Source organism: Photobacterium minamisatsumaniensis, from assembly GCF_050336695.1.
Classification (GTDB): domain Bacteria; phylum Pseudomonadota; class Gammaproteobacteria; order Enterobacterales; family Vibrionaceae; genus Photobacterium; species Photobacterium minamisatsumaniensis.
Map to the genome: position 1 here is coordinate 51,647 of NZ_JAKJSI010000019.1, position 23,198 is coordinate 74,844.

The 23,198-nt window shown below is 43.4% G+C and carries 16 protein-coding genes and 1 pseudogene; 11 read left to right on the forward strand and 6 right to left on the reverse strand.

Annotation, left to right across the window (positions count from 1 at the left end; all coding sequences use genetic code 11):
* Window positions 1-563: 563 nt before the first annotated feature.
* Genes L4D78_RS10370 through L4D78_RS10380 form a run of 3 tightly spaced genes read right to left on the reverse strand, consistent with a single transcriptional unit; the run spans window position 564 to window position 4,138 of the window.
* On the reverse strand, window positions 564-1,745 hold the full coding sequence (locus L4D78_RS10370; protein WP_428466847.1) for an OmpP1/FadL family transporter: 1,182 nt from the start codon (window positions 1,743-1,745) through the stop codon (window positions 564-566).
* A 44-nt stretch (window positions 1,746-1,789) separates the two neighbouring features.
* Window positions 1,790-2,803: a tetratricopeptide repeat protein gene (locus L4D78_RS10375; protein ID WP_428466848.1), complete on the reverse strand. Its 1,014-nt coding sequence runs from the start codon at window positions 2,801-2,803 to the stop codon at window positions 1,790-1,792.
* A gap of 12 nt (window positions 2,804-2,815) precedes the next feature.
* Complete coding sequence (locus tag L4D78_RS10380) at window positions 2,816-4,138, reverse strand: anaerobic sulfatase maturase (RefSeq protein ID WP_428466849.1); 1,323 nt, start codon at window positions 4,136-4,138, stop codon at window positions 2,816-2,818.
* A gap of 243 nt (window positions 4,139-4,381) precedes the next feature.
* On the opposite strand from L4D78_RS10380, the pseudogene L4D78_RS10385 reads away from it, so the two are divergent.
* Both L4D78_RS10385 and L4D78_RS10390 read left to right on the forward strand, forming a co-directional pair.
* Window positions 4,382-5,095, forward strand: a pseudogene (locus L4D78_RS10385) (formylglycine-generating enzyme family protein); the annotation flags it as partial.
* 54 nt (window positions 5,096-5,149) lie between these two features.
* The gene (locus L4D78_RS10390) at window positions 5,150-6,838 is read left to right on the forward strand and encodes an alkaline phosphatase family protein (protein ID WP_428466850.1); all 1,689 of its coding nucleotides are present in this window, start codon (window positions 5,150-5,152) and stop codon (window positions 6,836-6,838) included.
* 100 nt (window positions 6,839-6,938) lie between these two features.
* On the opposite strand, the gene L4D78_RS10395 is transcribed toward L4D78_RS10390, so the two are convergent.
* Entirely contained in the window at window positions 6,939-7,457 is a 519-nt protein-coding gene (locus tag L4D78_RS10395) for a phosphoribosyltransferase (RefSeq protein WP_428466851.1), read from the reverse strand.
* Between the two features lie 507 nt (window positions 7,458-7,964).
* On the opposite strand from L4D78_RS10395, the gene L4D78_RS10400 reads away from it, so the two are divergent.
* From L4D78_RS10400 to L4D78_RS10415, 4 genes are all read left to right on the forward strand, one after another.
* A complete protein-coding gene (locus L4D78_RS10400) occupies window positions 7,965-9,740 on the forward strand; it encodes an SgrR family transcriptional regulator (RefSeq protein ID WP_428466852.1) in 1,776 nt (591 codons plus the stop codon).
* 421 nt (window positions 9,741-10,161) lie between these two features.
* Window positions 10,162-11,082 (forward strand): permease, encoded by a 921-nt coding sequence (locus L4D78_RS10405; RefSeq protein ID WP_428466853.1) that lies wholly within the window; start codon window positions 10,162-10,164, stop codon window positions 11,080-11,082.
* Window positions 11,083-11,135: 53 nt separating this feature from the next.
* Window positions 11,136-11,531: an ArsR/SmtB family transcription factor gene (locus tag L4D78_RS10410; RefSeq protein WP_428466854.1), complete on the forward strand. Its 396-nt coding sequence runs from the start codon at window positions 11,136-11,138 to the stop codon at window positions 11,529-11,531.
* Between the two features lie 10 nt (window positions 11,532-11,541).
* Window positions 11,542-12,000, forward strand: coding sequence for a pentapeptide repeat-containing protein (locus L4D78_RS10415; RefSeq protein WP_428466855.1), 459 nt, complete (start codon window positions 11,542-11,544; stop codon window positions 11,998-12,000).
* 64 nt (window positions 12,001-12,064) lie between these two features.
* Here L4D78_RS10415 and L4D78_RS10420 read toward each other — a convergent pair whose 3' ends face one another.
* Window positions 12,065-12,964: a LysR family transcriptional regulator gene (locus tag L4D78_RS10420; protein ID WP_428466856.1), complete on the reverse strand. Its 900-nt coding sequence runs from the start codon at window positions 12,962-12,964 to the stop codon at window positions 12,065-12,067.
* A gap of 173 nt (window positions 12,965-13,137) precedes the next feature.
* On the opposite strand from L4D78_RS10420, the gene L4D78_RS10425 reads away from it, so the two are divergent.
* From L4D78_RS10425 to L4D78_RS10440, 4 genes are all read left to right on the forward strand, one after another.
* Window positions 13,138-14,829: an L-lactate permease gene (locus L4D78_RS10425; RefSeq protein ID WP_428466857.1), complete on the forward strand. Its 1,692-nt coding sequence runs from the start codon at window positions 13,138-13,140 to the stop codon at window positions 14,827-14,829.
* 33 nt (window positions 14,830-14,862) lie between these two features.
* Window positions 14,863-16,002 (forward strand): FMN-dependent L-lactate dehydrogenase LldD, encoded by a 1,140-nt coding sequence (gene lldD, locus L4D78_RS10430; protein WP_428466858.1) that lies wholly within the window; start codon window positions 14,863-14,865, stop codon window positions 16,000-16,002.
* Window positions 16,003-16,099: 97 nt separating this feature from the next.
* Window positions 16,100-18,940, forward strand: a complete 2,841-nt coding sequence (locus tag L4D78_RS10435; protein ID WP_428466859.1) for an FAD-binding and (Fe-S)-binding domain-containing protein — start codon at window positions 16,100-16,102, stop codon at window positions 18,938-18,940.
* A gap of 309 nt (window positions 18,941-19,249) precedes the next feature.
* A complete protein-coding gene (locus L4D78_RS10440) occupies window positions 19,250-19,957 on the forward strand; it encodes a GntR family transcriptional regulator (RefSeq protein ID WP_428466860.1) in 708 nt (235 codons plus the stop codon).
* Between the two features lie 50 nt (window positions 19,958-20,007).
* Here L4D78_RS10440 and L4D78_RS10445 read toward each other — a convergent pair whose 3' ends face one another.
* On the reverse strand, window positions 20,008-21,207 hold the full coding sequence (locus tag L4D78_RS10445) for an enolase C-terminal domain-like protein (RefSeq protein WP_428466861.1): 1,200 nt from the start codon (window positions 21,205-21,207) through the stop codon (window positions 20,008-20,010).
* Window positions 21,208-21,681: 474 nt separating this feature from the next.
* Here L4D78_RS10445 and L4D78_RS10450 point away from each other — a divergent pair, with 474 nt between their 5' ends.
* Window positions 21,682-23,133 carry a PTS transporter subunit EIIC gene (locus L4D78_RS10450; RefSeq protein ID WP_428466862.1) on the forward strand — a complete coding sequence of 484 codons (1,452 nt, stop codon included), beginning with the start codon at window positions 21,682-21,684 and terminating at the stop codon, window positions 23,131-23,133.
* Window positions 23,134-23,198: the final 65 nt, after the last annotated feature.

Here is a 23,198-nt window from a genome sequence, read left to right on the forward strand (position 1 = left end):
TTTAGCAGCATGGCGCCCCACCAGACATATTGCTGCTGGTCAGCTCGGTTTTCTCCTCCACGCCATTACTGGGCTTCACTGGCCGAGCCTTACTCACTACTACGGATTCATCTGCCACCTCACACCAGCACGAGCCTCGGCTTTCACCTTGTGCTTGCGCCTCCGGCGTTTGCCCGGATGCGGTGCCAGGCTTCCCCAGTTATTGCACTGGCTCCCTGTAAGGTATCCCACCCTCAAACACACCATTGGTCTGACTAAGTATTGGGCTTAACGCTATTTTGCACGCTTACCCACCAACAGTGCCGAAACAGGTTACGGTAAGTTGTGTACACCTTACTTCCTATGGCTTCCTTCAGACCCTGCCGTTGGCCAGCAACGCCCTTGCCATTTGGATTATCTTCCCCTTAGTCGGGGCGATTCAGGTTTCTTTCAACCTGACGGGTTTGCCAGCTTTGCTGGGCAAACAAAAAAGGCTCTACAGTTTCTGTAGAGCCAAATAGTCCTAGCAAGACCAGCAAAATTCAAAATAACATTCATTAGGACAGCGAAAATCTCGTACTGAATTAATAAGTAAAACTCACACCGACAAAATGTATCCGACCATCAAAGCTTCCGTTCAGCCTTGGGAGCGTACGCTGAATATCCACTTCACCTAAATCAGCATATTCATAGAACATATCAACGGTAATATCGTCCCATTTTGTTGCCGCACCGACCGAGTAGCGATATTGTTCGCCAACGGGTACATCTACCCATTGCTTAGTGGGATCATCCTGCGGCGACGTTTCGTAAGAGAAACCAGCTTTTAATCGCCACTCGTTGTTTAACTGATAATCGGCACCTAATGCGAACTTCCACACATCATCCCAATCTCGGTCTATTGTTACCCCGTCACGCCCTAACCCAAGATCAGTATCGGGGGTGAAGTTCATTACTGTATTATCCCATTCACTCCAACGATGCCACTGAACAGAGGCAAGTAGATCAAGTTGGTTATTCACTGCATAACTGGCACTGACATCGGCAATGGCCGGTAAGCTGATATCAGTTTGCAGCCGATTAATCAGGCCAATTTGAGTCGGCCCGGAAACACGAGTATCAAACTCATGCTCTAATTTTGTTCGGTAGCTCGCACTCAGTGCCAGCCTTTCATCATGCAGATACATCACACCGACATTGGCACCGAATGCCCAGTCTGTATCCTGCTTTACATCAAGCATTTTGGTTGACTGCTGTAATGCCGCCCAACTTAACTGTACACCAGCCCCAACTGACCATTGTGAATTAATTTTATAACTCAGGGCTGGATTAAATTGCATTGCCGTTAACGTGATCTCATCAAGGGCAGCCGCCCCAGCCCACTGATCACCATACGCAAGGCTTGAACCACCAACCGCGCCTAATGCCAAACCAAGGTGCAGATTATCGGTTACCTGATGAGCATGAAAAGCACCAAAGGAAGGTAGAACGGAATGCGCTTTACCATCCATATCTCGGTCAGCGTTATCCGTGTACTTCATTTCTAGGTCGAACCCTAACAAGTTAAACGTTGTAAGGCTCTCTCCCATGCCACTTATGGTTGCAGGGTTTACCCACATCGCGGCAGCCGAATCAGTATAAACACCATCACCGGCGCCTGCTGTACCAGCATTAGCAGTAACTGCTTCTTGCAAAAATATACCGCTCGCTTGTGCGGGCAAAGATAAGACGGACATTATTGCCAATGTCAGTTTTAATGGTCGCATTTTTATTCTCAATACATTTCACGTAGGTTGAACAAGGCAAAGCATTAGCCTTGTTTATATTTCAGTTTTTCTATTACATATGCAGGGGCTATTTCTTCTAGTTGAGCGAGGCATTGTTCAGCCTGATCGTTATTGGTACGAACGTAGATATCGCAAACCGCATAAAGCTGTTCTGGTGCACCTGAAATTAAATAAGCTTGTTCGAATGACTGTACTGATTTTGCTATATCGATCGGCTCTTGCAGCACGCCGTTCAAGTACCAAAAATAGCTATTATCTTCTGCCAATTTAGCTGCCTTTTCGATGGCTGCAGCTGCTTGTGCTTTTTTATCCAACCTTACTAGCGTTAGCGCTTTCGAATAATGAAGGTTAGCCGCTTGAGGCTGTAATTCGATCGCTCTACCCAGCGAATTTAACGCTTCCGTATCTTTACCTTGGGCACGAAGGTTATCTGCAACACTGAGCCAAACCTGAACATTATTTGGTGTCTTTACCAATAAGTTTTCATAGAGCGTTTGTGCTTTGCCCCACTCTTGATGCCAACGGTATACATCCGCAAGTAACAATACTGAGTCAGTATCCGGTTGAGACTTCAAATAAGTCAGTAGCTCCTGATATGCGGGCTCTATCGCGTTTTGCTGCTCAGACGACATGCTGGAATAGTCTCGAATCAAGCTTGTCGTCGCCGTGATCCTTACTCGGCTGCTACTGTCTTGCAATAATGGCGCAACGATACGCCAGCGATGTTCGAACTGATAGGGGTCTGTACCTATGACAGCTGCTTCACGAATAGTCGCACTTTCATCTTTTAGTGCGCGCGCTACAGCAACCAAGCTGCTCTGATTGGGATAACGAGCTAGCTGACGCAAAGCATCAGCCCTAATATCATCACCCTGACGTTTATCTTGCGCAGTATAAACAAGTTGTTGAATGTGCTCAGCACTTGCTTTCTGTACCGCCACCTGAGAATTTGAAGGGGAAGTAACAACATTGTCGCTGGCAAATACTGACGATGACAGCAAGGCAATGCTGGTTAAAATGGCTAATGACTTCTTCATAGAAACCTACACCTAATACTTTGATGCAAAAGCGGGACCATGACTTGCTTGTGCATGCCTTAATTCATCACGATACTTTCCGTAAGCTACGGGGTTTCCGGTCATACGTAATACATAAGCGATAGCGTTATCTGCATGACTGAAAAACTTCTTCCAACCAGCGCAAAGGTAATTAAGCCCTGGCTCGCCATCTTTGGTTCTAATAAAGCGATTTTTGGGGCATTCACCATGACACGCAAATTTATAGTCACATTGCTGACACTGCGTCGTCAGTGTTCTTGATTTAGCAAAACCAAATTTTTTCTGCTCTTCCGAGTAAGCCATATCATCCAACTTTTGATGATGAATGTTGCCGACTTTATATTCTGGGTATACATAGTGGTCACAGGTATAAACATCGCCATTAGGCTCCATTGCTAAACCTTTTCCGCATATTTCGCCAAGCGTACAAAGCGGGTTTTTTCGTCCCATCCATGTTTCTACACTGGCTTCGAAATATTGAACGAACACTTTGCCAATATCGTTTTTGATCCATTCATCAAAAACAGCAATAAGAAAATCTCCCCACGCATCAGCCGATACACACCACGGTTCAACTACCGACTGCTTATGCCATGGGTTAAGTCGCTTATCGCCTTGGCGCAGTTGTTCTTGAGGTTCCCATGTTTGCGGGGCTGTCGTACGGAACGTTTTCTGTTCCACAATAGGAATGAACTGCATTTGAGGTGATTTCACGACATCACGCAAAAATCGATAAACCTCTAATGGGTTCTTGCTGGTTAGGTTATTCACACACGTTAATGTCGCAAATTTCACATTGTGCTTATGTAGCAAGTCAACGGCGTTCATGACTTGCCTAAAAGTACCACGTCCAGCTTTGTTGGTTCGGTAGGTATTATGCAATAGCTCTGGGCCATCAATACTTAATCCAACGAGGAAATGATGGGACGCAAGAAACTCGCACCATTCATCATTAAGCAACGTACCGTTTGTTTGTAGGTCATTTGAAATTATCACACCTGCTGGCTGATACTTCTTTTGTAACTCAACCACTTTTTGGAAATACTCGAGCCCAAGCATTGTAGGCTCTCCCCCCTGCCAAGAAAATATAATCTCAGGGGTATTTTGACCCTCAATATATTGTCGGATATACGTTTCAAGAGTGTCGTCATCCATCTTTGGCGAACAGCCTTTTTTATACTCAAGCAAATCCTGTTTGCTCAAGTAATAGCAATAAGTGCAATCAATGTTGCAAGCTGCGCCAATTGGCTTAGCCATTACATGCAAACGCTTAGATGCCTTACCGTTAAACTGTGGACCTTGAGTGACTAACATATCTCACCTATACGCAATTTATTCAGGGAGCAACAATGTTAAATCGCGACTAAGAGAATTGCTTGTTATACCCCTTATAACCAATGGGAATGTCGTAATCACCTACAATGCGCTCTCCATCGGCTTCGGAGGTGCATACCCGTGTTTTCTAAATTATCTAAGTTCTCAAACCTACCTAAACAATCACGCATCGCACTAGTCATCGGTGCTGGTGCCATTGTATGGCTAGCAGTCAGTAACATATCAAAGCCTCCCCACCCAATTAAACAACAAATTGAAACTGACATGGTACTCGTTGAAGGCGGAAGCTTTGTGATGGGATCCAATTCAGCTAATGCAAAAAAATCAGAAACACCTGCGAGAGCTGTTTCAGTAAACAGTTTTTACATGTCTAAGTTTGAGGTAACGCAATCGTTGTTTGAGTCAGTCATGGGTTCGTCTCTCAGCTACTTCAAAGCCCCTGATGTCCCTGTAAATAACATCAGCTGGCAACAAGCCAATTTCTTTATTACAAAACTGAACGAACTTACTGGTGTTAATTATCGTCTACCCACCGAGGCCGAATGGGAATTTGCAGCGCAAGGCGGCAACCTCAGCCAAGGCTATACCTACAGCGGCTCAAACAATATTGATGATGTAGCGTGGTATGCAGGTAACTCGAATAACCAAGCGCAACCTGTCGGCCAGAAACAACCGAATGAGCTCGGCTTATACGACATGACGGGGAATGTCGGCGAGTTTGTGATTGATGCCTTTGATGATGGCTTTTATCGCTATGGCCCTGCAAGCAACCCAAATAATGCCCACGATACAGACATTGGTTTGGCACATAAATCGGTCCGTGGTGGCAGCTTTTCATACGATGCCAACGAGTCGGAAAACTACCGACGAGATTTCGCTAGTCAATCCATTTTGATGTCTGACATGGGACTAAGACTCGTTAGAGATGAGAAGTAATAAGCCCGAAGGCACACAGAACACGGATACACTCTTAATCAAAGGAAAGCAATAATGAACAAACCTTGGTTACCTTGCATGCTTATGACTGGATTGCTCGCCATGCCAGCAATAGCGGCACCAGAGAAACCCAAACTCGTACTTCAAATTACCGTTGATGGGCTACGTGCCGACCTACTGGAGCGCTATAAACAAAACTTTAGCGATGATGGCTTTCGTTACTTAATGGATCAAGGCACTTATTATACCAATGCTCATTATCAGCACGGGAACACCGAAACCATTGTTGGCCATGTATCCCTAGCTACAGGGGCACCGCCGAGTGTACACGGTATGGTGGGTAACGTTTGGTATGACAGGCAACTTGATCGTCTAGTCTATAATGTCGAAGATGGTAACTACAGCATGCTAAGTGCTAATGCTGGCGTTGACCAATCAACCGAAATCGACCCGACACAGAAAGCCGCACAACTGGATGGGCGTTCGCCAGTGCCAATTTTATCGACAACCTTCAGTGATGAGCTTGCAGTTGCAAGTAACGGAGAATCCAAGCTCTTCTCGGTATCAATTAAAGATCGCGGTGCTATTTCACTTGCTGGACATTCAGGTAAAGCGTTCTGGTTTTCCAAGGCGCAGTCTGAATTTGTAACCAGTGAATATTACTATGACCAGTACCCAGATTGGGTAACGGATTGGAATAGTGCTGATCATACAGCCCAATATTCCAAGCAACGTTGGACGCTCTCGCTACCCGAAGATCAGTACACCCTTAAAGAAGGCGAAACAGATCATAAGGTGGATTTAGCCGGCTTTAAACGCAGCTTTCCGCACCCTTATGGACCTGCCAGCTATCCGTATTTCAGTACCATGTTAACGTTAAGCCCTGCAGGCGATGAATTAACCGAAAGTTTTGCCTCTACCCTTATCGAAAAAGAGCAATTAGGCCGTGGTAAATTCACAGACTACCTTGCTGTTAGTTTCTCATCAAACGACTATGTCATTCATATGTATGGGCCTTCTAGCCTCGAAGCTGAAGATAACTTAATCCGACTAGATAGAACCATTAGCAAGCTACTTAAACAGGTTGATGCCAAAGTAGGCCTTGAGAATACGTTAATTGTTTTATCTGCTGATCACGGTGTGCCGGAAGCAGCACCTACCGTTAACGCTCTTGGCTATAATAGTGCAAGCTACTTTAATAAAGACGCGATCATCACACCTGCTCTATTAGATCAATTAAAGATCCGCTTTGGTCTTAGCGAAGACGTAATACGGCTCTATGCTCAACCTTACATCTACCTAAACCATGAAATGATTAAAGAAAAAGATCTTAATCTTGCAGAGGTACAGCGTGTCATTGCAGAACAAGTAAGCAAAGTTACAGGTATCTCTTATGCGGTAACAAGTACCGATATTCAAACTAATAAGCTACCTGATACCCATATTATGCAGTTAGTTAAAAATAACTATCACCCTCAACGCTCAGGTGATATTTACCTTGTATTTGCCCCGCGCACCTACATTAATGACATGGACGGGCTTACCATTGCTTCAACGCATGGCTCACCTTGGCGCTATGACACCCATGTCCCTGTTATATTTGCGGGTAGCTCAGTGCAAACCAACAAGGTATCTCGTGCCATAACGCCTTACGATATTGCCCCAACGCTGTCTAATATTTTGGGTATTACTCAACCAAGTGGTGCTACGGGTGAAGTGCTGAAAGAAGTCTTAGAACGCTAATTATTTTCAGGCGATACACCCAATAGGCTCATATTAAATGAACCTATTGGGTTAAACTTTTTGATCTTGCGAGTAGTTAGAATAAAACGTATCAATAACACTACTTAACTAACTTAGATATATAAGGAATATTTCTAAGTTTATTCTCCCAAGGCAAACCATAACCAACTAAGAGATCATCATTGGGCATTTCATAAGCAAAATATTGAACAACTGGAATATCTACTCTGCTTGGTTTGACGAATAGTGTCGCAATCGAGAGTGATTTTGGTGAAAAGTTATCCGACAAATGTTCAATAAGACGCTTCATTGTACCACCAGATTCAATAGCATCATCGATAACGATAACGTCTTTATCTGTTATATCGATATTATTGTGATAAACAATCTCTGAAGTATTGTTACTGTCACCTGGTGTATGGGGACAAGAAATATAATCCATGCAGATATCAATGTTGAGTTTACGTACAAGGTCAGCCGTAAAAAGGATCCCTCCAGGTACAACCGTTATGATTACAGCCTCTTTAAACACTTTATTAAGCATCCCTGCAACGGTATTTGCTCCCTCCTCTATCTGTTCCTTGCTTAAGACCATTTCACCCACATGTGGATTTTTCATCTTGTTTCTCCGCTAATGACTAATATTTTGAAAATATACGAGCAAGGTTACCGCTAATCACACCTCATCGTTATGAGATCACTCGTATATCGATAATCGTTATTTGGCATTTTTTCCTTTTTTGCATCTGCTCGTCATTTCTTGCTGACAATCAGATTCGTACAATGACAATAAAAATTCCTTACTAACACTTCGATGCGTTGTTGGTTTCAACTCAGAGAGTGACATCAATGATTGCGTAGATAGAATAGCCTCAACTTCCACCGAGCTCGTCACACTCAGTAATCTGCTTTGATAATACTCGCTTAATGGCATCTCATTTTTGTTACATATCACGCGCTTAATTACATCAAACATGTACGAGTCTCCTCTTATAATTCGAGAATATTATCTCGCTAAAATATGAAGAGTAAAACAGAAGATATTTCTTTTAACTGTTCCTCATTAAGGGCTAAAATTGACAAATTCAATAGGTTATATCAAAAAAAACATTAAATGAGRAATAGAATGGAAGAGAAACAACCTGTTTTTAGTGCTAAAAAACAAGTTCTCTATTACTCACGATTAGTTAAATATGGGGTCAATAATGAGATCTCCGTTACGCTTGCTGAAGTCGCCGAGATGATGTTCACCAGCACCAGACATTGCCGTACATTATTAAAACAAATGCATGAGCTTGGCTGGATTGAGTGGAGCCCTAAAGTCGGACGCAACCAAAGATCGACACTCCTCCTTAAATATAGTCTTACGGCCCTCAAGGCAGATTTAGCTCAAAAAATGATTGCCGAAGGTGACTATGAGAAAGCTATGGCACTTATCGATAACGATAAAGCGCTTTTTGGACAGTTATTGATCAACACTTCTGGCACACAGCTACGTGAAGGCCAAGTACATATTCAACTAACCTATGATCGTAATTTCTCGGCATTATTACCGCACATACCACAACGAAATAGTGAGCGATTTTTATTACGCCAAGTATATAGCTGCCTAACAAAGTGCGATAAGCATGGTCTCATCAGCGCCGATCTTGCACACCACTGGGTATATAATGAAGAAGCACTAAGTTGGAAATTTCACCTCCGTCCACAGCTCTCTTTTCATAACGGGAATGAAATTAATGCTGAACACATTGCGAGTTTATTTAAGGGGCTAAAAGAACTCTCTCCTTTTAAAAAAGATCTCGCACATGTTGTGAGCATTACTGCTGCTAGTCCACTATGCATTGAATTCAAACTCAATAAACCAGACCCCGGTTTAGCAGGGCTGGTTGCCGATGTGAGATACTCCATACAACCCATCACTCAACTATCTTCCGTTACAGAAGTTATCGGTAGCGGTGTTTTTCAGGTTAAAGAGCATTCAGACAAAAGATTGATGCTAAGTGCAAACAATCATTTTCATGGCTATCGTGCTCTTACCGATACCGTCACCATTTGGCAAGTTCCGAGCCAATACAACTTCAAACTTGGTGAGACAAATCTCGACACCGAGTTAGCAAACGAAAAGCTAAGTTCAACTTGCGTAAACTACGTAACACTAGACAACCACCAGCCATCATCCCAATCAGACGTATACAATCAAATTGAAGATGGTTGCTTGTTGGGGATCTTTAACTACCGAGCCAACTTATCGCTGCTACAAAGAAAACTAATAAGCTATCTGCTCACGACGGAAGATGCTTTAAAATCTGAATTACGTGCTCACTCTAAGTATGAAATAGAAGCGGTAACAGCCCAAAACATATTACCGAGTTGGGTCAAGGTGCTTCCTGGTACGGAGGTAGAAACCTGCTTGCCGCCCACATTGACTATCGCCCTGTTCAAGCACAAAGCACTCGAAGAATGTGCTAATGCCATCTCTGCAATAATGCAAAGAGCAGGTATTCAATGTGAAATAAATTGCTATTCATTCTCTGACTTTTATCGCCACGCTTTTGCTAACGATCTCACCGAAGATCTTATTCTTACCAGCCTAAACTTTGATGATAATCTCCCTTCTTCTATTCTATGTTGGATGCTATCCGATCCAATCCTACATCAAAGCCTGCCTGAGAGTGACCGTTTATGGCTAGAGCAAAAGTTAATCGCGCTAAGATCAAAACACACATCAGATAACTATCTTGTTGAGTTAGAGCCAATATCAACAACCCTTATCTCCTCACACTTGTTACTACCTTTATTTCATCACAAACAGGCACTCCATTTTAAAGACTTAATCAAAGGCGTAACCATGAATGCATGGGGGTGGCCGGAATTACAAAATGTCTGGATTGACCAATAGTGAGTCTCGACAGCATCATTCTGCAAATAATGTATCCGCAAAAACGTTGTACTCGACAACGTATATCACTATTACTAATACGAACTCAACTTCACATTGAGTTCGTATTGGCTAGGTGATGATATACCTCACCGATACACTAATTAAAAAGCCTTATACACTCCCTTCAATCTAACCAATCACCAGATTCATTACTCATGTACACCACAAAATTAATTCATCGATAGTGGGTGCCGGAGCGACAATAGCTTTATCTAATAAAGTTATTTTTCATACTGTTAGAGACTTACGAACTAATTATTACGCTGTGAATAATTGGCTTTTACTTTTTAAATTTGCCCTCAACTACACATACACACTTGCACAATCGCGCATGCGTGTATATGATTCGCATCTCTTTTATTTGTTCGAGATTCCAATTGTGGATGCAAAATTAGTTATTGCGTTAAATGAATTCTTTTATGTTGCTAAAGGCTTAGTCGTTATCATCGCTGTTGTGTCGGTTCTAACTGGCTTAATGCGCGAGTATATCCCTCAAGATAAACTCCAAGAGAAGTTAACCAAACATGAGAAATGGGGTTCATTGTTAGGTGCATTATTCGGCATGCTCACACCGTTTTGTAGTGCTGCGGTTGTACCTGTAACGATGGGGATGGCATCGATGGGGGCTTCACTAGGTACCGTGATGAGTTTCATCATCTCTGCACCACTATGTAACTTTATCGTACTAGCAATGGTTTATGCTGCATTCGGTTTGAAGATCACCGTTATTTACTTCTTGATTACGTTTACTGCTGCTGTTCTTGCCGGTCTATTTATATCCAAATCACCTTGGAGAAATGAGATTAAACGTGGTGATGAGCTAGAAGATACCAAAGCAAAAGGTTGCAGTAATAATAAAACCAACTCTTGCGGTAATACCGCAACTTCAGCATCAAAAATGCGTAATGCGATGAATAGTGCTTGGTCTTTGTTTAAAAGAATTATTCCATACGTACTGCTAGGTGCTGCGATTAGTGGGTTTTCTGCTGCGTATCTACCTGCTGACATGGTAGAGAAGTATGTTGGTGGTGATAGCTTCCAATCGATTGTTGTTGCTTCTCTGATTGGTATCCCTCTTTACCTACGTATTGAAATGGCAATTCCTTTACTCAACGTGTTAATTGCTAAAGGTATGGGCTTAGGTGCTGCATTAGCATTAATTATTGGCGGTACAGGTGCAAGTTTACCTGAAATCGCGCTAGTATCAGCAGTTCTTAAAAGAAAAGCTGTTATAGCGTTTGTCGGAATAGTATTAACAACTGCCATCATTGGCGGGGCTATCTTCCAATACGTTGTATAAAAGCTTCGCGCCACTCAAATGAGTGGCGCTATGAGTTATATAAGGTAACAACCATGATGGATGAAAAGTATATTGATTCGTTAAAAGCATTGTCAGAACCCAATAGATTACGGTTGTTTTGGCTATTCCTTCACGTTGACGAATGCATGGCTGTTGCAGAGGCAATGGACATTATCGGTGATACTCAATACAACGTCTCTCGTAATCTTAAAATGTTGTATAAAGCAGGGTTACTAAACCACGAAAAGAAAGGTAAATGGGTGTTTTACACCTTGAAAGAACAAACCGCACCTCACTGTAAAGCCCTAGTTGATTCAGTAAGGTTTTTGCCTGAAGACGACTTTAATGAAGTGGTCAAACGTTGCCTAATACGCTTATCAATGAGAGTTGATGGTGAGTGTGTAATCGGTGCAGATAGCGATATATGGCATGACAAAATAAAACAGTAGTTAGCTGACTATGAAAAAATATACTCGACAAGAACTTGATTACATTCTCGAACAACACCAGCTATGGTTGGAAAACAAAGGCGGTAAGCGTGCTGTCTTTCGTAATATCGACTTAAGTAATTTTGACCTTAATGGCGTTAACCTTCGTCGAGCTAACCTGATACGAGCCAATTTTAATGGCTCTAACCTTAGTCATGCCGATATGAGTTACGCTGACATAACGTATGCTAGTTTTAGAAATGCGAACCTAAACGATGCTATTTTCCGAGATGCCGACATACGTAATGCTGATATGAGTGATGCGAAAATGCTCAATGTGGATTTATATGGAGCAGATTTGTATCGTACTGACTTAAGTAACGCCATTTTAAACACTGATATTTTTGATCGTGCTGCTCCAAGTGGCACAATTATAAAACTACGTGACTCTAGCCGAGCCCTTTGCCTTGCTGTAGGTAAAAATACGTAATGCTGACCACGGAAAAGACAGCAGTCAGTTTCGAAATATACCGTAAATTAGGCGCTTTCATCGGTTAAAAGTAATGAGAAATCGTTAGATATCTCGTTTTAATATGTTCAATCAGTAACTTTACTTTCTGTGGTGGCTGACGCGTAAATGGGTATACAGCATATATACCGAGCCTCTTCCCCACTAATTCAGGGAAGATATCGACCAATTGGCCATTGCGGAAATCGTGATAGACCAAACAGCGCGGTACATAGGCGATTCCATGTCCACCAAGTGCCGCTTTGCGGAGTGCCGTCGCATTATCGGTCGTGAAACTACCTGTCACCCTGACAATATAATTACCTTCATCGCCTTTGAACTCCCAGTCAGTCGCTCCCGTAGTTTGATAGGCATATTGCAAACAATTATGCTGGGTTAAATCTTCTGGGTTTAATGGCTTGCCATTACGGGCGATATAGGAAGGGGAAGCACATACTACCCATTGAGAATCAAGGATATGACGGGCAATCAAGCTAGAATCTTCGAGGTAACCAGTACGGATCACCAAATCAAAACCACCATCAACCAAATCGACAAAGCGATTATCGAGTGACATGTCAACTGTCAGGCCAGGGTGCATATTACAAAACTCAGCAACAGCATCAGCCAAGATCAGATCACCCGATATAGTCGGCACCGACATTTTAATATGACCGCTAACATTTTCGCCAAAGCCTGAAACTGCGTCCATAGCCTCCTGCGCGGCCTGCTTCACATTTTTGGCACCATGCATTAACGCCTTGCCAGCTTCTGTCAGAGTTAATTTTCGCGTTGTTCGATACAATAGCTGAACGCCAATCTCCTTTTCTAATCTCGCAATCCTTTTGCTAACCACCGAGTTTGTAAGGCTATTTTGCTCTGCAACCTTACTAAAACTACCCAGTTCTACTACCTGAGAAAACAAAATTAAATCATCTGCACGCATTGGATTATGTCATTTTTGGAATTAATCATTTTCATTATTTCCCTATATTAATAAAAAAGAAAGGGGTAAGTTCACACCTTGTTAACACCAAGATCACAAATACAATAATTACAAAACTTCATCAGCCCCTTTCTAAAGGACGAATGAAACAATACCTGTACGAGGATGTACCAATGAGTGAAACATTACTGGCCTTAGTGGCTTTCTCACCAATTGTGGTAGCAGCAATACTGCTGGTCGGCCTCAATTGGCCTGCAAAAAGAGCCATGCCTGTCGCCTTTGGCCTTACCGTTATCATTGCACTGACATTCTGGGATATGTCCGCTAATCGCGTATTAGCTTCTGTATTTCAAGGATTCGGCATTACGGTATCGGTACTATGGATTGTGTTCGGCGCAATCTTCCTACTCAACACACTTAAACACACTGGCGCGATAACCACTATCCGCAATGGATTTACCAACATCTCTCCGGATCGCCGCATTCAAGCCATAATTATTGCCTGGTGCTTCGGTTCGTTTATTGAAGGTGCTTCTGGTTTCGGCACCCCAGCCGCTATCGCCGCACCACTGCTCGTCGCCATTGGCTTTCCTGCCCTTGCTGCTGTACTAATGGGCATGATGATCCAATCAACACCGGTATCATTCGGTGCGGTGGGTACGCCAATTATCGTTGGCGTCAACAAAGGGCTAGATACTCACAACATTACTGAAACGTTAATCGCAAACGGCTCAACGTGGGAGGCTTACCTTCAGCAAATTACATCAAATGTCGCGCTGATCCACGCATCGGTTGGGACAATGATCCCTGTACTAATGGCAATGATGCTGACCCGCTTCTTCGGTAAAAACAAAAGCTGGACTGAAGGACTTGATATTGTGCCATTCGCACTATTTGCCGGTGTCTCTTTTACTATTCCTTATGCATTAACCGGTGTTTTCCTAGGTGCAGAGTTCCCATCACTGATTGGTGGGCTGGTTGGCTTAGCCGTTGTGGTTTCAGCAGCTAAACGCGGCTTCCTTGTACCTAAATCAACATGGAACTTCGAGTCAGAAGATAAGTGGCCAGCAGAATGGTTAGGTTCACTTAAGATCAACCTTGATGAAAATAAGACTAAACCAATGAGCATGGTACTGGCTTGGGCACCTTATGTCTTGCTAGCCGTCATTCTAGTCGCTAGCCGCGTTAGCGCAGACTTCAAAGGGATGCTGGTTAGCGTAAGCCTTTCTTTCACCAATATCCTCGGTGAAACAGGCATTAGTACCGCAATTCAGCCACTATACCTACCGGGAGGCATTCTAGTATTCGTTGCCCTGCTAGCAGTTCTGCTTCAGTCACGTCGTGTCGCCCCACTTGCCAAAGCTTTTGGTGAGTCGAGCAAAACGTTAATTGGTGCAGGCTTTGTTCTGGTATTCACCATTCCAATGGTCCGTATCTTCATCAACTCAGGAGTGAACAGTGCCGATCTTGCCAGTATGCCTGTAACAACCGCGAATTTTGCAGCTGGCCTTGTGGGTGATGCTTTCCCAGCGCTAAGCGCAACGGTCGGTGCTCTGGGTGCCTTCATCGCGGGTTCAAACACGGTATCAAACATGATGTTCAGCCAATTCCAGTTCGAAGTCGCACAAACGTTAACCATATCAAGTGCTGTTGTTGTTGCCCTTCAGGCCGTTGGTGCAGCAGCCGGTAATATGATCGCCATTCATAACGTGGTTGCAGCATCTGCCACGGTCGGATTGTTAGGGCGCGAAGGTGCAACGCTGCGTAAGACGATTATCCCAACAATATATTATTTAATCATGACTGGCGTGATTGGCTTAGTGGTGATTTACGGCTTCCAAATTACAGATGCACTCATGAAGTAAGCGCCAGATTAACTTCTTACTAGGATTAGATTTATGATTATTTCAGCCTCAACAGATTACCGCGCGGCCGCTAAGTCGAAGCTACCACCGTTTCTTTTTCACTATATTGATGGTGGCTCATACAACGAACACACTTTGGATCGCAATACCGACGATCTAGCAAGTATCGCCCTGCGCCAGCGTGTACTAAACAACATGTCTGAGCTAAGTCTTGAGAGCGAGCTTTTCGGTGAAAAAATGGCATTACCTATCGCATTGGCGCCTGTTGGACTAACAGGAATGTATGCTCGACGTGGTGAGGTTCAAGCAGCCCAAGCAGCTGCGAACAAAGGTATCCCGTTTACCATGTCAACGGTCTCTGTTTGCCCAATTGAAGAGGTTGCCCCAGCAATCGATCGTCCGATGTGGTTCCAGCTATACGTGCTCAAAGATCGTGGCTTTATGAAAAACGTACTAGAGCGCGCCAAGGCCGCAGGGGTAACAACTCTGGTCTTTACTGTCGATATGCCAGTACCGGGTGCTCGATACCGTGACATGCGCTCTGGAATGAGCGGTCCGAATGCCGCATTTCGTCGAGTATTTCAGTCGATGCGCCACCCAAGTTGGGCGATAGATGTCGGTCTTTTGGGCAAACCTCACGATCTTGGCAATATTTCCACCTATAGGGGTTCACCAACCAAGCTAGAAGATTATATTGGGTGGTTAGGAGAAAACTTCGATCCTTCAATCAGCTGGAAAGATCTAGAGTGGATCCGTGAATTCTGGGATGGCCCAATGATCATCAAGGGGATTCTTGATGAGGAAGATGCCAAAGATGCAGTCCGCTTTGGTGCCGATGGTATTGTTGTATCAAACCACGGTGGCCGCCAACTCGACGGAGTGTTATCTACAGCCAGGGCGCTACCGAACATTGCTGATGCCGTAAAAGGCGATTTGAAGATCCTCGTCGATTCAGGCATCCGGACAGGTCTCGATGTGGTACGTATGCTGGCACTCGGTGCTGACTGCACCCTACTTGGCCGATCTTTCGTCTACGCACTTGCTGCACAGGGTGGCAAAGGCGTTGAGAACCTGCTCGATCTGTATGAAAAGGAAATGCGAGTTGCCATGACACTTACTGGTGCAAAAACGATTTCTGACTTGTCCCATGAGTCGCTAGTAAAAATGGGTTAAGCAAACATAAAGGATATCGCAGGCGATCAAACAACATCACTAATACAATAATTATCCTCAGTGATATCGCCTGCGGCTCAACAAAAGGAAGCAATTGATGGCAAACGCAATTACAAATGCCACGTATCAACAACTGGAAGGTATCCTTGCTGGGCGTATCGACCAAGAGCGCATCATAACCCAAGAAGCCAAACGCCTAGCCTACGGCACCGACGCGAGTTTTTATCGCTTGGTGCCGAAAATCGTTCTACGCCTTAGGGATTTGGATGAAGTAATTTTTGCCATCCAATGCTGTCGTGAACTGAGTGTTCACTTTACCTTCCGCGCTGCAGGCACCAGTTTGTCTGGTCAGGCAGTGTCAGATTCGGTGCTTATCACCCTCACCGACGATTGGCGCGGACATCAGATTACCGATAACGGCCATAAAATCACTCTCCAACCCGGTGTAATTGGTGCTGATGCCAACAAATACCTTGCACCATTTCAGCGTAAAATCGGCCCAGATCCGGCCTCAATCAATACGTGCAAAATTGGTGGCATTGCAGCCAACAACGCTAGCGGTATGTGCTGTGGTACAGCGCAGAACTCTTACCGTACCGTCGATAGCATGAAAATCGTGTTTAGCGATGGTTCACTGCTTGATACTGCCAGCAGCGAGAGTATCGCGGCATTCAAAACAGCTCGCCCTGAATTGCTACAAGGTATTCAGGCACTCTGCCAAGAAACAGCCGAGAACACTGCGCTTACCGAGCGTATTCATCATAAATACCGCCTGAAAAACACCACCGGTTACGCTCTTAATGCCTTGGTTGACTATCAAACCCCAGTAGAAGTACTCGAGCACTTAATGATTGGCTCTGAAGGTACTTTGGGGTTTATTGCCGAAATTACCTACAACACGGTGATTGAACACCAACATAAAGCCTCTGCCCTGTTGGTGTTTGCCGATATCGAAGAAGCCAGTAAAGCGGTCACAACACTATCAAAAACACCAGTAGCTGCCGTCGAACTCATGGATGGCAGAGCGATGCGCTCCGTCGCCGATAAACCCGGCATGCCCGAATTTATCAAATCACTAGATCTTGAAGCGGCAGCACTGCTGGTTGAGTCTCACGCGAGCTCCCAAGCAGACATAGACAGTCAATGCATTCAGATTATGGATTCACTGTCGGATTACACCATTATTGAGTCGGTACCTTTTACTTCGAATCCTGCTACTGTTGCCACCCTTTGGGGGATCCGTAAAGGCATGTTCCCTGCCGTTGGGGCTGTACGTGAGGTGGGCACCACAGTGATCATTGAAGATGTTGCCTTTCCAGTTGAAAACTTGGCAAATGGTGTTCGCGACCTGCAAGCATTGTTCGATAAATACCAATATAGCGAAGCCATCATTTTCGGCCATGCACTAGAAGGTAACTTACACTTTGTCTTTACCCAAGGCTTTGAATCACAGACTGAAATAGAGCGCTATGGCGGCTTTATGGACGATGTAGCCGAGTTGGTAGCCGTTAAGTATCAAGGCTCATTGAAAGCCGAGCATGGCACAGGCCGAAATATGGCGCCTTATGTTGAACTAGAATGGGGTAAAGACGGCTATGCCTTGATGCAAAAGATCAAGGCACTGTTCGACCCTGAAAGCCTACTTAATCCGGGGGTGATCATTAATGACAACCCCAATTCACACATTGAGCACCTTAAGCCAATGCCTGCGGCAGATGAATTGGTTGATCGCTGTATTGAATGCGGCTTTTGTGAACCAGTCTGCCCTTCTCGTACCCTCACCTTGTCGCCACGCCAGCGTATTGTGCTATATCGTGAATTACAGCGCCGCCGTGCGGCTGGAGAAAGTGTTGAAGCGACCGAGCTAGAAAAAATATTTGAATACCAAGGGATCGACACCTGCGCGGCAACCGGGCTTTGTGCCGATCGCTGCCCTGTCGGTATTAATACTGGTGACTTGGTAAAACAGCTGCGCACAGCGAAATACCAAAAATTCACTCCAATAGCCAAATGGACTGCCGATCACTTTTCGACCACAACGGCACTGGCTAGAGCCGGGCTCAAAGCCAACCAGTTAGCCGTTAAAGCGCTAGGAGAAAACTGTATTGGTAAGGTTACCAATGGTATGCGTAACCTCACCAAAGGGACAACACCACAATGGATCCCAGAATTACCGCAAGCGAATTCGAGAGATCTCACTGATATGGCAGCGTATCAACCTAAACAACTGAAAAAAGTCGTTTATATGCCATCCTGTGCCAGCCGCAATATGGGGCAACAAACCGATGCTGCTGACCAGAGACCATTGACGGAAGTTACACTCTCATTGCTTGAGAAAGCGGGATACGAGGTAATTATTCCAGCCTCGCTCAAAGACCAGTGCTGCGGCATGCCCTATGACAGCAAAGGCATGAACGATATCGCCACTAGCAAGTCACAGCAGCTTGAAGATGCCTTGTGGCAAGCGTCTCAGCATGGTCAGTTTCCTGTATTGATGGATACCAGCCCATGTGCCAAGCGTAGTATTGAGCAATTTACCCAACCACTGAAGATATTCGAGCCAACAGGTTTTGTCAGCAAGTTCCTATTAGAGCATTTAACCATCTCCCCTGTCGATGAAACCGTTATACTGCACATTACGTGTAGCTCGCGCCGTATGGGGTTGGAAAGCGATATGCTGAAGCTCGCTCAGATGTGTGCATCTGATGTGATTGTACCTGAACATATTCAATGCTGTGGTTGGGCTGGTGACAAAGGCTTCACGACCCCTGAATTGAATGCCGCCGCTGTACACCCTCTAAAAGCTCAAGTCCCAGAAAACTGCCGACGGGGGTTCAGTAACAGCCGAACCTGCGAAATTGGCCTGTCACACCATAGTGGCGTGCCTTATCAGTCAATTCTTTATCTGGTCGATGAGGTCTCTCACCCTACCATTTAAGGAAATAGTTATAAAAAGCCTGTCAAAGCAGAATTTATGACAGGCTTAATTTCTTTAAATCAGAGTCATTGATTCTTTATCTCTTGATTATCTTGCCCACTATATGAAAGCTTCGCGATCTAACGATTCGATAATGCTGATTAAACATAGCTATCTTATACGTTTCACGTAGACGTTTAGCTTATATGGTGGGTTACTTAAATACACACCACGAATCTATTTCACCAGCTAAGATGACCAATCCTAATTGAATAAAAACCAATATTTCCCTAGAATGTCTGTAAATAGTTTTAAAAAATGAACATCACCATGAAGAAGTATGATTTTGTCGTTCAAKATATTCTTAGCAAGATTTATCAGAATAAAATAAGCATTAAACTTCCCGCAGAAAGAGAACTTGCAGAAAGCTATTCAGTATCAAGGTTTACGATAAGAAAAGCCTTGAGTAAACTCGAAGCGATTGGTGTAGTAACAGCAAAATTAGGTGCAGGTCATTATGTCAAAGAGTCTGTACGGGATAATCCTCTCATTTATAATTCAATAACAGAAAACAGCTTTAACGAAATAGCATATAAAAAAGTAAGCTTGCACAAAAAACTAGCAACGGGTCATGATAGAAATATATTCCAATTTGGAGAAGATGATTATATTTGGGATATAAAGAGATTGCGTTTAGTCAATGGTAACATTGTACAATTAGAAAATACTAAATTACCCGTTAGCTTATTTAGCAAAATGAATGCTGAGATTATTGAAAGCTCATTACAAAACCATACGCTTAATTTAGGTTATGATATTGCCCGCTACTTAACTAACTACAAAGCCGTTAATGTAGCCAAAGACGATGCAACATTACTAGGGTGTAAGAAAGGTATTGCCGCTATGAATATTACAAATCGGGGTTTCCTTTCTTCTGGTGAAGTGTTTATTGTTAGTGAAGTGATCGATATCGATTATAACTGTACTTACCTTGTACCATTCAATGATGAAAACATTAAACTACGAGGAAAAAAATAGCCACGTATAGCGGCTATTTTCATCGGCTGAAAATCAATTAAGTATCTGATTTATGGTGTATGGATTGTGCCATCAGGTAAGCGGCTTTGCGTCCACTCATGGGGCCGATAAGTCACAGGAAAGTCTGTCGCCTTCTCGACATTCATCTCAACACCAATACCGTCTTGTTCTAATGCGTACAAGAAACCATTATTAGGCTCTGGGGCATTAGGGAATACGGCTCGAGTATTTTCTTTATATTCAACATGCTCTTGAATAGCAGCATTATGCAGGTGAACATTCATATGCGTATTCACAGCAGCACCAATCGGCGTCATATCTGGCGGACAATGCCAAGCAAGTCGAACCCCAAATGTCTGGCATAAATGCGCCAACTTCAGTGCTGGTGTAATGCCACCAATTTGAGAAACATGGCAACGAATGAAGTCGATACGACGATTAATAATTAGCTGCTTCCACTCTTCAGGGTTATTGAATAACTCCCCCAAGCCCAAAGAAACCGAGGATTGACTGCGGATGTTATCAAGCCACTCTGTTTGGCTTGGTGGCAGAATATCTTCGATGAAGTACGGTTTATATTGTTCAACCTCTTTGGCAAACTGTATCGCTTGATTAGGAAATAATCGCTCATGTACATCATGAAGAATATGGAATTGGTTACCATATTTTTCACGAAGTAACTTAAACATGGTTAATGTATTTTCTATATATTGGTCTTGATCGAAATATGACCCTTCGGTTGGATTAACCGTTGTATGAATATTCTCAGGCACGCCACCATAAAAACCTAACTGGCAACGAATATGTTTATAACCTTGTGATAAAAACTCATCGACCATGGAATATATTCCTTCCATGGTGTCACTGGTAGCATGGGTATAAACAGGGATTGCATCGCGCGATTTACCACCAAACAATTGGTGCAAAGGCATTTTAGCTAGTTTCGCCTTAATATCCCATAACGCCATATCAACACCTGAAATAGCGTTATTAATAACCGGTCCATTACGCCAGTAAGCGTTAACCGTCATCATCTGCCATAAGTCTTCAATATTATTAGCATCTTTACCAATAAGTAGTGGTTTCAGGTATTCATCAACCATGGTTTTTACGGCTAATGGACGCTGCTGAAATGTAGCACAACCATAACCAGTAACACCTTGTTCGGTCTTTACGATTACCGTAATTAAGTTATGTCTATCTGGCTTAGTAATAATGCAATCAATATCACTGATTATGTTTTTTTCCACAATGAATTCTCATCTGAACCGAAATCTATTTTTATATATACCAACTAAAAACAGGCCTAATCAAGGGCAATTTTTAATTAAATTTAATTGGTATGGTAAGTTAGCAATTCTTGTAAAAAAAACAGACCAATCATAATAAATCGGTTTTTTGGGCACCTAGCAGCAATGAAAACGTGATTGAACTCTCAATTTAGTCCGTTGGTTTTTTATTTGGGTCCTATATTATTCTCCTACATCGAACGTCGATATGTAGGTGTAGAAGAATTACTAAAATGCAACTTGCTGCATTAATTAAAAAATTGGACGTTAAAGATAATTAGAGTATGGCGTTGTATCTCAAGGTTAAAATTTACCTGAAGGCCGTACAGATATAAGAATCTCATGTATTAAACCAATCAGATATGTGATTAGGGCTGTTTTACAAAAAGTAAGTAGTCCACTAGATTTATTTTCTGGAAGAGAGTTAATAATATTATGCAAATTAGTGAGTCAATGGGTGCTTTTGGAAAAAAGAAGACAGCATCATCGAAGAAAGATAGCGTTGAGCAAAAGCTATCTCTCATGATTGATGCTTTGGGTGGTACCAGTAATATTGCTGATGCGACACATTGTATGACCAGATTAAGGCTAAAGCTTAAAGATCAATCTCTTGCTTCTGAAGAGACCCTAAAATCGATAAGCGGAGTTCAAGGTGTCGTTTTTTCACAAGACCAAACTCAAATTATCATTGGTGTAGATGTCGAGAAGTGGCATAAATCGCTACAGTCCATGCTCCAAAATGACAACACGGCAATTGATAATGACATTGCAGTTGTCGCTAAAGACGGTAAGTTATTCCAAAACGCAATGCGTATCGTTGCGGGTATTTTTGGACCAGTCGTGCCTGCTATCGCAGGTGCAGGCATGTTAATGGGCTTACTATCAGGCCTTATTGCAACCAATGTTATTTCTGAAAGTTCAGACACGGTCTTTTTCTTCCGCTCAATCTCGGTAGCAGTGTTCTTCTTCTTACCTATGCTGGTATCGTTCTCTGCTGCGAAGATGTTCAAAGTAAATGAATACATTGCTTTGGCGGTTGCCGCAGCGATGCTCTCTCCACAATTGATTGAAAAGGCTGCAGCACTCAAAGCGGTAAGCGAGGCTGCCGAATTGACTGTACTTGGTGTCGTACCTATTGAATTAATGAACTATGGCGGTTCAATCGTACCGACTATCTTAGCGGTATGGCTACTATCTAAAGTGACACCGCTAGTTGATAGCATCGTTCCAACGGTCGCTAAGCCTGTATTGACACCATTGTTTGCTTTCGCAGTTACCGCCACAGCTACCCTATCCTTTGTTGGTCCATTGGGTATGTGGCTAAGTAATGGTGCAGGCTGGGTTGTTGGCTCACTACTTGAAATCTCACCAACACTGACTGGCTTTGTATTTGGTTTAACTCGCCCAATTACTATCGTATTCGGTATTCACCACAGCATGACGCCAATCAGCCTAAACAACTTCGCCCTGTACGGTAAAGATTTACTCATGCCCATCATGTGTTTGGGCAACCTAGCAATTGCGGGGGCTACATTTGCTATCTGGCACAAGCAACGCAAAACAGTGTCAAAAGAGCAATCTTCAATTACTGCTGGTTCAGGTGTGACTGCGATTCTAGGTATTACTGAGCCCGCTCTATTTGGTGTCCTCACCAAATATACGAAAGCAATGTTCACAGCGAGTTTAGCTGCAGGTATATTTGGCGCTATCTCTGTATCGCTCGATACGCACCTAACAAGCTACATTTTATCATCTGTATTTAGCCTTCCAGCTTACTTATCGGGTGGTACACAAAACTTCATTCAAGCTGTGCTTGGTGTGTGTGGCGTGTTTGTACTTTCTTTCGTGCTGACTAGCTTGTTTGTAAAGCTAGATGACGAGAAATAAAGCATCTGATTAAACATCTGGTGTTGTACCTAAAGCCGTGACTATTATAGTCGCGGCTTTTCTGC

Bases quoted from the DNA above. Each gene is read 5' to 3' on its own strand.
- L4D78_RS10370 (WP_428466847.1), bottom strand. From the start codon at position 1,745: ATGCGACCATTAAAACTGACATTGGCAATAATGTCCGTCTTATCTTTG.
- L4D78_RS10375 (WP_428466848.1), bottom strand. From the start codon at position 2,803: ATGAAGAAGTCATTAGCCATTTTAACCAGCATTGCCTTGCTGTCATCG.
- L4D78_RS10380 (WP_428466849.1), bottom strand. From the start codon at position 4,138: ATGTTAGTCACTCAAGGTCCACAGTTTAACGGTAAGGCATCTAAGCGT.
- L4D78_RS10390 (WP_428466850.1), top strand. From the start codon at position 5,150: ATGAACAAACCTTGGTTACCTTGCATGCTTATGACTGGATTGCTCGCC.
- L4D78_RS10395 (WP_428466851.1), bottom strand. From the start codon at position 7,457: ATGAAAAATCCACATGTGGGTGAAATGGTCTTAAGCAAGGAACAGATA.
- L4D78_RS10400 (WP_428466852.1), top strand. From the start codon at position 7,965: ATGGAAGAGAAACAACCTGTTTTTAGTGCTAAAAAACAAGTTCTCTAT.
- L4D78_RS10410 (WP_428466854.1), top strand. From the start codon at position 11,136: ATGATGGATGAAAAGTATATTGATTCGTTAAAAGCATTGTCAGAACCC.
- L4D78_RS10415 (WP_428466855.1), top strand. From the start codon at position 11,542: ATGAAAAAATATACTCGACAAGAACTTGATTACATTCTCGAACAACAC.
- L4D78_RS10420 (WP_428466856.1), bottom strand. From the start codon at position 12,964: ATGCGTGCAGATGATTTAATTTTGTTTTCTCAGGTAGTAGAACTGGGT.
- L4D78_RS10425 (WP_428466857.1), top strand. From the start codon at position 13,138: ATGAGTGAAACATTACTGGCCTTAGTGGCTTTCTCACCAATTGTGGTA.
- lldD (WP_428466858.1), top strand. From the start codon at position 14,863: ATGATTATTTCAGCCTCAACAGATTACCGCGCGGCCGCTAAGTCGAAG.
- L4D78_RS10435 (WP_428466859.1), top strand. From the start codon at position 16,100: ATGGCAAACGCAATTACAAATGCCACGTATCAACAACTGGAAGGTATC.
- L4D78_RS10450 (WP_428466862.1), top strand. From the start codon at position 21,682: ATGCAAATTAGTGAGTCAATGGGTGCTTTTGGAAAAAAGAAGACAGCA.